The sequence below is a fragment of the Thioclava sp. GXIMD4216 genome (genome assembly GCF_037949285.1).
GTDB classification, from domain to species: domain Bacteria; phylum Pseudomonadota; class Alphaproteobacteria; order Rhodobacterales; family Rhodobacteraceae; genus Thioclava; species Thioclava litoralis.
Window position 1 is genome coordinate 22,661 of the sequence record NZ_CP149929.1, and the last position, 12,864, is coordinate 35,524.

11 protein-coding genes are annotated in these 12,864 nt (G+C 65.0%); 4 read left to right on the forward strand and 7 right to left on the reverse strand.

Features of this window, described 5'->3' with window-relative positions:
* The first annotated feature begins 38 nt into the window (after positions 1–38).
* Both WDB88_RS17500 and WDB88_RS17505 read left to right on the forward strand, forming a co-directional pair.
* Positions 39–719 (forward strand): Fe2+-dependent dioxygenase, encoded by a 681-nt coding sequence (locus tag WDB88_RS17500; RefSeq protein WP_330628227.1) that lies wholly within the window; start codon positions 39–41, stop codon positions 717–719.
* On the forward strand, positions 716–1,378 hold the full coding sequence (locus WDB88_RS17505) for a tetratricopeptide repeat protein (RefSeq protein WP_339110109.1): 663 nt from the start codon (positions 716–718) through the stop codon (positions 1,376–1,378). The genes WDB88_RS17500 and WDB88_RS17505 overlap by 4 nt, the downstream gene beginning before the upstream one ends.
* 91 nt (positions 1,379–1,469) lie before the next feature.
* Here WDB88_RS17505 and repC read toward each other — a convergent pair whose 3' ends face one another.
* From repC to repA, 3 genes are all read right to left on the reverse strand, one after another.
* Positions 1,470–2,705: a plasmid replication protein RepC gene (gene repC, locus WDB88_RS17510; RefSeq protein WP_339110110.1), complete on the reverse strand. Its 1,236-nt coding sequence runs from the start codon at positions 2,703–2,705 to the stop codon at positions 1,470–1,472.
* Between the two features lie 189 nt (positions 2,706–2,894).
* On the reverse strand, positions 2,895–3,869 hold the full coding sequence (gene repB / locus WDB88_RS17515) for a plasmid partitioning protein RepB (protein ID WP_339110111.1): 975 nt from the start codon (positions 3,867–3,869) through the stop codon (positions 2,895–2,897).
* Positions 3,857–5,035 (reverse strand): plasmid partitioning protein RepA, encoded by a 1,179-nt coding sequence (repA, locus tag WDB88_RS17520; RefSeq protein WP_330628305.1) that lies wholly within the window; start codon positions 5,033–5,035, stop codon positions 3,857–3,859. The genes repB and repA overlap by 13 nt, the downstream gene beginning before the upstream one ends.
* A 578-nt stretch (positions 5,036–5,613) precedes the next feature.
* On the opposite strand from repA, the gene WDB88_RS17525 reads away from it, so the two are divergent.
* Entirely contained in the window at positions 5,614–6,369 is a 756-nt protein-coding gene (locus tag WDB88_RS17525; protein WP_330628231.1) for a sulfite exporter TauE/SafE family protein, read from the forward strand.
* Positions 6,370–6,435: 66 nt separating this feature from the next.
* Here the strand turns inward: WDB88_RS17525 and WDB88_RS17530 are convergent, their stop codons facing one another.
* From WDB88_RS17530 to WDB88_RS17545, 4 genes are all read right to left on the reverse strand, one after another.
* The gene (locus tag WDB88_RS17530) at positions 6,436–6,612 is read right to left on the reverse strand and encodes a hypothetical protein (RefSeq protein ID WP_339110112.1); all 177 of its coding nucleotides are present in this window, start codon (positions 6,610–6,612) and stop codon (positions 6,436–6,438) included.
* A 256-nt stretch (positions 6,613–6,868) separates the two neighbouring features.
* On the reverse strand, positions 6,869–8,236 hold the full coding sequence (locus tag WDB88_RS17535) for a PLP-dependent aminotransferase family protein (RefSeq protein ID WP_339110113.1): 1,368 nt from the start codon (positions 8,234–8,236) through the stop codon (positions 6,869–6,871).
* 152 nt (positions 8,237–8,388) lie between these two features.
* Complete coding sequence (locus WDB88_RS17540; RefSeq protein ID WP_339110114.1) at positions 8,389–9,093, reverse strand: response regulator transcription factor; 705 nt, start codon at positions 9,091–9,093, stop codon at positions 8,389–8,391.
* The gene (locus WDB88_RS17545) at positions 9,090–10,973 is read right to left on the reverse strand and encodes an ATP-binding protein (protein ID WP_339110115.1); all 1,884 of its coding nucleotides are present in this window, start codon (positions 10,971–10,973) and stop codon (positions 9,090–9,092) included. The genes WDB88_RS17540 and WDB88_RS17545 overlap by 4 nt, the downstream gene beginning before the upstream one ends.
* 174 nt (positions 10,974–11,147) lie before the next feature.
* Between WDB88_RS17545 and WDB88_RS17550 the strand changes: the two genes are divergently transcribed.
* Positions 11,148–12,830 carry an acyl-CoA synthetase gene (locus tag WDB88_RS17550; protein ID WP_339110116.1) on the forward strand — a complete coding sequence of 561 codons (1,683 nt, stop codon included), beginning with the start codon at positions 11,148–11,150 and terminating at the stop codon, positions 12,828–12,830.
* The last annotated feature ends 34 nt before the right edge of the window (positions 12,831–12,864 follow it).

Consider the following 12,864-nt stretch of genomic DNA (forward strand, 5'->3'; position numbering starts at 1 on the left):
CACCCCCTGCCCCTTTTTCTTTCCAGACGAGACATCCCATGTTGATCCATGTTCCCAATATTCTCAGCGCCGAGGACGTGGCGCAGTTCCGCCATGCGCTGGAGACCAGCCAATGGGCCGATGGCCGCCTGACCGCCGGCGATCTGGCGGCGCAGTCCAAGCACAATCTGCAGATCCCCGCCGACAGCGAGATCGCGCAGCGGCTGGGCGAGCATATCCTGCGCGCTCTGGCCCGCAACGATCTCTATAATGCGGCCGCCCTGCCCCTGCGCGTGCTGCCGCCGATGTTCAACCGCTATGACACCGGCATGACCTTCGGTGCCCATACCGATAACGCGATCCGCACCGTGGCCGGAGGTGCAAGGCTGCGGGCCGATGTCTCGACCACGATTTTCCTCACCGATCCCGAGGCCTATGACGGGGGCGAGCTGGTGATCGAGGATACGTTCGGCCAGCAGCGGGTGAAATTGCCAGCCGGCGATATGATCGTCTACCCCTCCTCCAGCCTGCATCACGTCACGCCGGTGACCCGTGGCAGCCGCTGGGCCTCGTTCTTCTGGGCGCAATCCATGGTGCGCGAAGATGACAAACGCGCCATGCTCTACAATCTCGACACCGCGATCCGCCAGATGCGCGCCACCTATGGCGACGAGGGCGAGGCGCTGCAACGCTTTGTCAGCCATTACCACAACCTTGTCCGGCTATGGGCGGAGCTATGAGCGCGCCGGCCTGCCGCGCATCGCTTTGCGAGGTGCAGCTTGGCCTCGGGCAGATGCTGCTGAGCGCCGGAAACCCCGAAGCGGCATGGGAGGCGTTTTCGGCGGCGGCCCGTCAGGACGAGCCACGCGCCTTCAACATGCTGGGCCGGATCGCCCATCTGGGGCTGCGCGGCGGGCGCCCAGACCTGCGGCTGGCAATCGCCATGTATCGCCGCGCCATTGCCCGCGGGCATGTCTGGGCGCGGTTCAATCTGGCGGATCTCTACCTTCAGGCACCGGCCCCGTTTGGCGATCCGGCAGAGGCTGTCGCGCTCTATCATCAGGCGGCAGAGGCGGGGCTGGACAAGGCCTATAACATGCTGGGGCAATGCTATGAAACCGGCCGCGGCGTGGCCCCCGATCTGCCGCGCGCGCGGATGTATTACGACATCGGGGCAGGGGCGGGCGATTGCTGGGCCAGCTTCAATCTGGGGCGTCTTGCGGCGCTTGCAGGGCAGGAGGCGCGTGCCTGCCACTACTGGACCGAGGCGCTGGGGCAGGGGTTCAAGGGCTTCTGGGCGGGGCTGGCCGAGGCCATCGAGGGGTTCGGATTTCCTGCCGCTGCCGCTCTGGCGCAGAAAGCCCGTGCCTTGGAGGCGCAGGGCCAGAACGGGGGCTGACCCGTTCCTTTGTGACAGCGCGGCCGTGCAGGGGGCGGGCCGGCGCTTTCGTCTGGTCAAAGCGCGCAGTCCCCACGCCGGACAGGAATTGTCAGCTGACAATTCTCCCCGTTTCCCGCAGCAAGCGTGCCACCACCTGCCCCCGCGATCCGGATCTGTCGGAACGGGCGCACTGCGTCAGATGGCGCAGGAACCCGCCCGGATTTTGCAGCCTCTCGAAGCGTTCCAACAGGCATAGCACGGCGATAGAGGCGATCTCGGTTCCCATGATATGCTGCGCCTCTTCATAGACCTGTGCGTCGATCCCCATCATCGCGACAAGCTGGGTTGTCTGCTGGTGCAGCTCTCGCCAGTCCCGAGCGGTTTCGGGATACATCTTGCAGTATTCGGTGAAGTCCGCGAGCACCGGCAGAGCCGACCCCATCCGGTTGCCGCGATCCGCCTGCCCAGAAGCTTGCTGTGTGGTACCTTGCCGTTCAGGGCGTGAGATTTCGGGCCCTGAAGCTTCGAGGTCCGGATCTTCGGGGCGAATATCCGTTGCTCCGCTTGTTCGAGGCTCTGGATTTTTTTTATTGATTACCCTCTGTTGGTGCCGCTCATTTTCGCTGTTGCTGGCATCCATTTCCGCTGCTTTTTCAACATATCCCATTTGCGGATGACCCGTTTGGCCCAGCTGTGCGAGCGCCTCGGTATAGTCCTGCAACAGGGTCTTGAGTGCGGCGGTATTGTTCTTGTGGCGCAGGATCAGCTTGGTCCGTGCCAGAAGCGCGCTGTGGCTGTGATGCGCACCCTCGTCCCGATCCGCCTGCGGCAGATGGCTCAGCAGGTCGTGCCGCGCCACAAGCACGTCCTGACGCAGGGCCGCATGTTCCTGCGCGCGGGCCTGAGCGTCACAGGCTTTCTGGTGGATACGGCGCGCCAGTTGAGCCAGCGGCGCCAGATCGAAACCGAAGGCCCGCGCGATCGTGCCGCCGATGCGCTTGGCATAGCGTTTGCGGTTGGGGCTGTCATGGCGGGCAATCACACCGGCGCTGACCAGCGCGGCCAGATGACGGCGCAGGGTGCTTTCGGGCATGCCGCCCAGACGGGTGCCCAGACTGTCATTGGAGGCAAAGACAATCGCGCGTCCGGGCAGGGCAGGGAGGCTGCGCTCGGGGAAAAAGGTCAGCATCGCCCGCAGCACCGCAATGCTGCGATGCGTCAGACCGAAATCCGCCGCAGCCTCGGTCAGATCCTCGACAATGGCCCATTTGTCAGCTGACAATACTGGACCATCGGGCAGGGCCTGAACCGGCTGCCCGTGCATACGCGTGGAGAAATATGTCATGAACGTTCACGCAGGACGCAAAAAATCAGGCCCTGTCCAAGCGGCAGAGTTGACGTGGCGCGAAAGGCAAGGTATCCCGTAGGTGCTAACGACGAGAAGGGCCTTCCAATTTGCTTGGGGGGCTTTTCTTATTTGGGGGTCCCGAGATGTGCCTCCTGTTCTGGTTTCATTGCTCTTGCTCGGCCTGCATTATTTTTCGGCTTGCCAGCGGGCAAACCATTCATTGAGCAGGTCTTCGGCATTCTCCTCGATCCACGCATCAAAGCCTTCGGTCTTCACCGACAGGCTCAGCCCCTTATCGGTGGCCCTGAGCTGGGCAAGCGGGGTGCCCTGTGCCGTGGTGATCGTGGCCTTGCGCGGCTCTGCCTTGACGGGGGCAGGGGCGGCGCGGTGTTTGTTCTGGGCGGCGGCCAGCACCGCCTCGAAGCGCGCATCCGTCTGGAGCACCACAAATTCGGGGCGGTTCATGAATGTATGGGCACGGCTGCGCGCGGCGGCATCCTCGAACAGCTTGACCAGCGTCATCCAGCGTTCGCGCCCGATCGATGGCGCGCGCCCGATCTGGCGCAGGAAGGGCAGGGGGAAGGCCTGTCCGACCTTCAGCATCCGGCTGACCATCGGCAGATCCATCGCAAGGGCTGCGGCAATCGTCGGGCGGTCATAGCCCGAGGCCTGTAACTGCGCGGCAAAGCTGGCTTTTTCGATAAAGCTCAGATCCGTGCGGGTGTTGTTTTCCTGCCCCTGCGCCATGACCAGCGCGTGATCATCAAGCTGGCGCACCATCGCCTTGACCGGCAGACCCAGATCGCGCAGCGCGGCCAGACGGCGGCGCCCATAGACAATCTCGAACCGGCCCGGCGTCTTGGGATGCGGGCGCAACAGCACCGGCACCTGTTGCCCATAGGTCTGCAGGCTTTCCTTCAGCCGCGCCTGTTCCACAGGGTCCAGCCCCAGACGGTCTTCCAGACCGGCATTGTCGATCAGCGCAGGGTTGATTTCCTGCACCGCATTCTCTTGCAGCTTGGTCAGGCTCGATTGCAGCGCCCCCACCGCCCCTTGCGGCATAAGTCTTTGACGAGGCTGGGTTTCTGCCGCCGGCGTGATGTTGCTATTCAGGATACCTTTGCGTGCCATCTCGGTGTGTTCCTTTCTCAGCGACCCCATGCCGCCTGAATCAGCGATTCAAGCTCATCATTCACTCCATTGAGTGACTCTAGCGCACGATCATAGGTGTTGCGGTGGAATTGGCTGCGTTCGACCTCGTAAATTGTCTGATGGGTCAGACCGGCATCCGAAATCGCGGTCGATTTCAGCATCGCATTGGTCATCACTTCCTTGCCGAAGAGATTGCGCAAAAAGGCCACAACCTGCTGCTGCGGCCCGTCATTGGGTTCCATCCGGTTGATCAGGAAGCGCATGAAATCATATTCCATCGGCGCACCGGCATCGCTGACGACATCCAGCAGATCGGCGCTCATCTGCAAGAACTGCGACATCGACGCGACATCGAGCATGTTCGGCACCACCGTGATCAGCAATCCGGTCGAGGCACACAGCGCCGACATCGTCAGATAGCCCAGCTGCGGCGGGCAGTCGAACAGGATCAGGTCATAGGCCGCCTCGACCTCGGCCAGCGCCATCGCCATCCGGCTGAAAAAGGCGGGCTGGACATTGTTCATCAGCGCGCGCGGGGTCTCGTGTTCGAATTCCTGCAAGATCAGACCGGCGGGGGCGAGGTCGATCCCGTGGAAGAACGTCTTCTGGATCACCTGCGCCAGCGGCACCGGATCGTCGTATTTGATCGCGTCATAGATCGTGCCGGTGGTCAGGAAATCCACCTCGGGGCGGTATCCGAACAGCGTAGTCAGCGAGGCCTGCGGGTCGATATCGACACATAGGACCCGATAGCCTTTCAGCGCCAGCCGCTGTGCGGCATGGACCGTGCTGGTGGTTTTGCCCGACCCGCCCTTGAAGTTGAGGAAGGACAGCACCTGCACCTTGTCGCCCGCGCGCCGCCCCTTGAGATAGCTTCCGGGCACTTTGGCACCGCTATCGAGATGGCTGCGGATGCTGGCCAGATCCTGCGCGCTGTAAAAACGGCGTCCGCCGCCGCTGGTCTGGACCTCGTGGATCTTGTCCTCGAAATGCAGTTTGCGCAGGAACGAGGTGGAGATCCCCAGCAGATCGGCGGCCTCACCGGCCGAGAACAGGCGCAATTCCTTGCGCGCATCGGGCGCGAAGACCGAAAGCATATGGTTTTCCAGCGCAGACGCGATATTCTCCGCATTCCGGCGAATGCGCTCGTTGATGCGGATCGTGGTCTCGCTCATCGGATCACCTGTTCTGCGCGCGGTTTTTGCGCCGCTCTTCTTAAGAACGCTGTTTAGCGTCATGCTCGTTTTTACCGTTTCTATGGCGAGACTCGGCATTTTAGCAAATCTTTTTTTACTTTGAATGGCGTAGCCACGGCGGCCGTTGCGGCCCCTCTGCGCGCCAGAACGCGTCAGATCCCTTACAAGCCTTTGGAAAATAGTCCAAAAAACAAAGGGTCTGCGGTTTTTCCGCCGCAGGTCATGGCCGCAGGGCGCGCGCCATATTTGCGACATACCCGTGCCCTCCACCCTTGCGGCGCGCGTTGATTCTGTTCGCACGCATCGGGCGACACCGCCCCCTTGCGCCGGTTTCGGGGCGCAGGAGGGCACGCTCTTGCGCCGTGCCCCCCTGCACGATTCCCGCCTTGCACGGGGCAGGGGGGCTGCCCCCCTCGGGAGGATCTCGGGTCATCGCTTCAGATCACGCGACCCGCCGTGATAGGTGTTGGTTTGCGCCAATCCAGCGGCGGCCTATACCGGTTTGCAGACCGCGCCCCGCTCATGCCACACAAGGAGGGCAGCGGAGGAGGACGACCATGCTGACATATCTTGTGCTCGCTCTGGCGGGGCTGGGGGCGGGGGCGCTGAATGCGGTGGCGGGGGGCGGGACATTCCTGTCTTTTCCGGCGCTGGTCTGGGCCGGCGTGCCTCCTGTCATGGCCAATGCCACCGCGACCTTTGCCGCGCTTCCGGGCTATGTCGGCAGCGCATGGGCCTATCGGGGCGAGATCGCGGGGGCGGGGCGGCCCTCGCTGGCGGCGCTGAGCGGCACCGCGATTGCGGGCGGTCTGGTCGGGGCGGGGTTGCTGCTGGTGACGCCCGAGGCGCTGTTCTCCGGCGTCGTCCCGTGGCTCCTGCTGCTGGCGACACTGGCCTTCGCGGGCGGTCCGCTCCTGATGCGCGGCTTGGCGCGGCGCGGGCACAGCGCCTCGACGCCGGTGGCGCTGGCGATCCTCTTTGGCGTCTCCGCCTATGGCGGCTATTTCAACGGCGGGTTGGGGATCATGCTGCTGGCCGCGTTCGGGCTGATCGGCATGACGGATCTGCACCGGATGAACGGGCTGAAAAACCTGCTGTCTCTGGTGCTGTCGCTGGTGTCGGTGGTGACCTATAGTCTGGCGGGGCTGATCGCCTGGGAGAGCCTCGTGCTGGTCGGGCTCTGTTGTGCGATTGGCGGCTATATCGGGGCCGGACTGGCCCGCCGGATCGGCAATACCGTGCTGTTGCGCCGCTTTATCATTCTGGTGGGGCTGGGCATGAGCGCGCTGTTCTTCCTGAAAGGGGCCGCCTGAGAGGGGAGGGCTCGGGGGCGGTCGCCCCTTTGCAGGCGGGACCATGCGCCGCTCCGGCGCGCGATCTCAGGGGCCCTGCACGTTGGAGGATGCGTCAGGGAGCGGGGCCTCGGATCGGGCCGCCGCTTCCTTCTTCTGCCGCTCTTCCTCCTCGCCATCACGATGCGATTTGATGGACAGGAAGATCGTGGCCCCGAGTGCGCCAAATTTGAACACGCCAAACAGGATGGGAACCCAGATCATTGTCGCTCTCCTTTCTGCCGGAGCAAGGCCGCGTGGCGCGGGCATGCTTGCGGATTGTATGAGTATTGTAGGACTTCACGAGTCGTCAATATCCTACAATCGCGCAAAGGCTGGGGCAAGGCGATTCCCTTCCTTAGAGAAAATACAGGGATATAAGGCGGAATCGGGTCTTTGGCCGGTGTATCGGCCCCGCTATTGTATGCAGATTGAATGCATAAGTGCTGCCTTGCAGGGCCTTGCCGCCCGCAAGGGCCGCTCAGCCCATATAGCCTTGCGCCGAAAGCGCGTGGCCCAGATGGCACAGTGCCGTCTGGAGCTGCGCGCGCGAGATCGAGCCCCCCAGCGAGACGCGCAGCCTGTCCTGCGGGACGGCCCCCACGGTGAAGGCATCCGATGGCATCAGCCCCAGCGGCTGCCCCGCCATCCGCGCGATCACATCCGCCCGCCCCAGCCCCTGCGGCAGTTGCAGCCAGATATGGAACGCAGACGTGGCGGTGGCATAGTCGCAACCCTCCAGCGCGCGCCGCGCAATGGCCTGACGGGCGGCGGTCTCGTTGCGCAGCGCCTGACGCAGCGCCTCGGCGGTGCCCTGCTCGATCCAGCGCGTCGTCAGGGCCAGCGAGAGCGGCGCGGGCATGACCGATAGCGCGCGGATCGCTTGTGTCAGCCGGTGGGTGGCGCGCGCATCCGGCGTGACGGTAAAGGCCAGCCGCAGCCCCGCCCCGAGGCATTTCGACAGCCCGCCGATATACCATGTCAGCTCCGGGATCTGCTGCGCCAGCGGGGCGGGCGCCTCGGCGGGCACGAAGCCATAGGCATCATCCTCGATCAGCGCCAGCCCCTCGGCGCGCAAAATCGCCGCCAGCGCCGCGCGGCGCTCGGCCGGCAGGGTCAGCGTGGTCGGGTTGTGCAATGTCGGGTTGAGATAGAGCGCCTTGGGCCGATGGCGGCGAATGGCCGCCTGCAACGCCTCCGGCACCACGCCGCGGGCATCGGTCTGCAGCCCGACCAGCGTCACCCCGAACCGCGCCGCGATATTGCGGATGCCGGGATAGGTGACCTGTTCGCACAGCACATGGTCTCCGGCCTTGCAGAGCATCGACAGCACCGCCGCCATTGTCGCATGCGCCCCCGGTGTAACCGCAATCCGCTCGAGCGCCACATCCAGGCCGCGCGGCCCCAGCCAGCTTCGGGCGGCAAGGCGGTCGGGCTCGGTGCCGATGGGGGATTGATAGCGCAGCAGGTCGACCAGATGGCCCGACACCGCCATAAGCCCCGCCTGCATTCCGGCCAGCAGATCCGGATCCGTCGGCTCGGGCGGCATATTCATCGACAGGTCTTCGGCGGCACGGCGCGCAGGGTCTGCAAGCGGCGCGGCGGGGGGGGCGCTGACAAAGCTGCCGCGCCCCACATGGCTGGTCACCAGCCCCCGCGCCTGCGCCTCGGTATAGGCCCGCGAGACGGTGGTGAAATCGATCCCCAGCGCAGCGGCAAGGCGGCGCTGCGGCGGCAGGCGGTCCCCCGCCTTGAGGCGGCCTGCGGCGATATCCGCCCCGATGGCATCGGCGATGGCAAGGTAATGCGGCTTGCCGCTGTCATTCGGCTTGGGGGTCCAGTCGGTCATCTTGCACTCCTGTCGCAAGATGCCTAGTCCAAAGCGCCCCGCGATTGAAGGGAGAATTGTCTGCCCCCGCCCCGCCGCCTGTCCCGCGCCGGCCCTGCGCCGCTTTGCGCCCTGCCGGAGCGGGGCGCCGGTTGTCCGGCTTCGGGCGGCGGTCAGCTGACCTTGGGCACGAACACATAGCCCGCGCCATAGACGGTGCGGATGATCTGCGGCGCGCGCGGGTCGTCGCGCAATTTGCGACGCAACCGCGAGACCCGTGCATCCATCGCGCGGTCGAACGGGTCGTCGCCGCGGGTGGCGGCGGCATCCAGAAGCTGGTTGCGGGTCAGCACCCGCCCCGCCGAGCGCACGAAAACCTGTAACAGATCGGCCTCTGCCGAGGACAGTTGCAGTACCTCGCCATCCTCGTGGCACAGCGCGCAGGCATCGAAATCGGCGGTCCATGCGCCAAAGCGCACAACGGGGCGCTGCGTGTCGGGCCGCGCGGCGCGCTGCTGGTCGCTGCGGCGCAGGACCGCATGGATGCGGGCGGTCAGCTCGCGCGGCTCGAACGGTTTGACGATGTAGTCATCCGCGCCGATTTCCAGCCCGAGGATGCGGTCCTCGGCCCCGCCGCGCCCGCTGACCACGATACGCGGCACCGAGCGCGGCAGGCTGGCCGAGCCCAGAAGGCTCAGCCCGTCCCCGTCGGGCAGGCCCAGATCGATCAGGCACAGATCGGGGGCCCCGCTTTTCATGGCGCGCAGGAATTCGGCGCGATGGGAGAAGCACTGCACCTCGAACCCGTCCGCCTGCAACGAGCGCTGGATGGTCTGGCGGATATCGGCATCATCTTCGAGAAGGAACACATGGGTCATGGTGCAGCGTCGCTTTCCAGAGGCCAGGGAGAGGGAAGGCGGTCCAGCAGGATCGCCGGATCGAAGGGCTTTTGCACAAAGCCCACATGCTCGGGCCAGGGCTGCAGCGGCTTGGGCTTGCCGCTCATCAGGGTGACCGGAAGATCGGGGCGATGGCGGCGCAGATGCACGGCCAGATCAAGGCCGGTCATGGTGCCGGGCATGTCGATATCGGAAATCACGGCGCGGATGTCCTCGATCTGTCCGATCAGCGCGAGCGCCTCCTGCGAGGAGGCGGCATCGATGACCGCATGGCCCGCATGGGCCAGCCTGCGGCAGAGCAGGTGGCGCAGATCGGCATCATCCTCGACAATCAGCGTCACGCCGTGGCGCGGGGGCGCGGTCTGCGCGGCGGGCGGGAAGGGCGGGCGCGCGGGAAGGGGGGCCGGGCGGGCGCGGGGCGGGGCGGGTGACAGGTCCACACTGGGCAGCAGGATGGTGAAGCTGGTGCCGATGCCGGGGCGGCTATCGACATGGATCGTGCCATTCGACTGCTGCACGAAACCATAGACCATCGACAGGCCCAGCCCCGATCCGGCCCCGCCCTGTTTCGAGGTGAAGAAGGGCTCGAAGATCCGTTCGAGGATCTCGGGGCGGATGCCGCAGCCATCATCCTCGAACAGGATGCGCAGATAGCGACCGGCGGGAATGCGCGAGACCTCCGCCTCTTCGGCGGGCAGGTCATGGGCCGACAGGCAGATGCGGATCGTGCCGCGCCCGCCGGTGGCGTCCCGCGCATTCAGCGCAAGGTTCAACAGCGCCATCTCCAGTTGCGAACGGTCCACCAGCGCGGCCGGCAGCACAGGGTCGTGCAGCAGCTCCAGCGTCAGCGTCGAGGGAATGGACGAGCGTAAGAGCGCGCAGATCTCCTGCGTGGCCTCGCCGATATCGGTGGCCAGCGGGTCCAGCTCCTCGCGGCGCGCCAGCGACACCAGCCGCCGCGTCAGGTCCGAGCCGCGCCGTGCGGCGGAAATGGCGGGGCGCAGGAATTCCTCGCGCAGCGGGCTTTGCCCGAGCTGCTCGGACAAGGGCACCAGATTGCCCAGAATGATGGTCAGCAGGTTGTTGAAATCATGCGAGATCCCGCTGGCCATCCGGCCAAGCGCATCCATCTTCTGCGACCGCATGAGCGCGTTCATCGTTTCCTTGCGCCGCGTCACATCGATCGACACCAGATAGAAGCCGATCACCTCGCCGCTTGACGGTCTGGCAGGGCGCAGCAGGGTGCGCACATCCTTGAACCGCGCGCCGGGCAATTCGACGCGCATCTCGAAATCCACCACCATACCGCGCCGCGCCTGTTCGAAAAACCGCGCCGATTGCTCCATCGTGTTGCAATGCAGCACATCGCGGGTATTGCGCCCGATCATCGTTTCGGGGGTCAGCCCGTAGGCGCGGGCAAAGCGGCGGTTGGCATAGAGGATCGTCAGATCCTCGTCGATATGGGCAATGCCTGCGGGCACCTCATTGGCGATGATGCGCAGCCGTTCCTCGCTGGCGATCAACTGGCGGGTGCGGGTTTCGATCAACCGTTGCAGCGCGCCGGGGTCCTGTGCGGGCGGGCGGATCTGGCGGCAGGTCACGATGGTTCCGGCCCCGCCCATATCGTCGAGCTGCAATTCCAGCTCGGGCAGGCGGTACAGCCCGCCGCCCATCGCCTCGGGCACCGCCCCGAACAGAGACCCGTCCAGCACCTGCGCCAGATCGGGCGCGGCCCCGTGGGCGCGATAGAGACGCGCGAAAGCCGCATTGCACCAGATCATCCGGTGATCGGTGCCAAAGGTCGCGATCGCCTGCCCGATCCGGCCCTCGCCTTGCGGATATGCCTGTGCCTTGCCCATTCTGCCCCTTCTCCCCGCCGCCATGATTGCCAAAATCGCGCGCAACTCCAAGCGGATTCAGAGCTGCGTCACAATTCGTTACATTTGGGGCAAATTTGCGGAAGATTTCTATGTCCTGCTGGCGCGAGGCACCGTGTGCAGGGAGCGGCACCGGAGGACCCGAGGGAGGAAATTTTGGATCTGCACAGCATTTATGACGCATCTCTGGAGCGGGGCGCGGCAAATTTCGAAGCCTTGAGCCCATTGAGTTTCGTTGCGCGCACCGCGCATATCTATCCGGAGTTTCCCGCCATCATTCATGGCGATCTCCGTCTGACTTGGGGCGAGAGCTACGCCCGGATGCGGGCGGTGGCCTCGGCGCTTGTGCAGCGCGGCATCGGCAAGAACGACACCGTCTCGATCATTGCCGCCAATATCCCCGAGATGTTCGAGGCCCATTTCGCCGTGCCGATGGCGGGCGCGGTGCTCAACACCATCAACACCCGTCTCGATGCCGAGGCCATTGCCTTCACGCTGGCCCATGCCGAGGCCAAGGTGGTGCTGGTCGATCCCGAATTTTCCGAGCTGGTCGCGCGGGCCATCCATATGTCGGGCCTGACCGATCTGCTGGTCGTCGATATCGAGGATGCCAGTTTCGAGGGCGGGCACAGGATCGGGGCGCTGACCTATGCCGATCTGCTGGCCGAGGGCGATCCGGCCTTTGACTGGGCGGGGCCGGCCGAGGAATGGGATGCGATCTCGCTCAACTATACCTCGGGCACGACCGGCAACCCGAAGGGCGTGGTCTATCACCATCGCGGGGCCTATCTGAACGCGATCTCGCAGATCATGACATGGGGCATGCCCCATCATGCGCGCTATCTGTGGACGCTGCCGATGTTCCATTGCAACGGCTGGTGTTTCCCTTGGGCGATTGCCGCCAATGCGGGGGTCTGTATCTGCCTGCGCCATGTCCGCGCCGAGCCGATCTTCCAGCTGATCCGCGACGAGAAGGTCAGCCATTTCTGCTGCGCGCCGATCATCCTGAACATGCTGGCCAATGCCCCTGCCGCGCTGCAGGCGTTCGACCACGAGGTCAAGGCGATGACGGCAGGGGCCTCGCCGCCTGCCGCCGTGCTGGAGAAAATGGAGGCGATGGGGATCGCGGTCACCCATGTCTACGGGCTGACCGAAACCTACGGGCCCTCGGTCGTCTGTGCATGGAAGGACGACTGGAACGCGCTGCCGCCCGACCAGCGCGCCACCCGAAAGGCGCGGCAGGGGGTTCGCAATCTGGGGCTGGGCGATCTGATGGTGGCCAATCCCGACACGATGGTCCCCGTGCCCGCCGATGGCACCACGCTGGGCGAGGTGTTCATGCGCGGCAATGTGGTGATGAAGGGCTATCTGAAAAACCCCTCGGCCACGCAGAAAAGCCTGCGCGGGGGGTGGTTTGCCTCGGGCGATCTGGGGGTTCTGCATGGCGATGGCTATATCGAGCTGAAGGACCGCTCGAAGGATATCATCATCTCGGGCGGCGAGAATATCTCGTCGATCGAGGTGGAGGATGTGCTGTATAAACATCCCGCCATTCTGGAAGCCGCCGTTGTGGCGCGCCCCGACGAGACATGGGGCGAGACCCCTTGCGCCTTTGTCGATCTGCGCGCGGGCGAGACCGCCAGTGCCGCCGAGATCATCGCCTTCTGCCGCGAGCGCATGGCGCATTTCAAAGCGCCCAAGGCGGTGATCTTCGGCCCGCTGCCGAAGACCTCGACCGGCAAGATCCAGAAATTCGTGCTGCGCGAGCGCGCCCGCCATCCCGAACAGGGGGACGGCAATGCTGCGGCAGCGCAGGATCTCAGCGGCACGACCGCTTGAACAGGCCAGAATTGGGTGAGGCCAGAATTTGCGT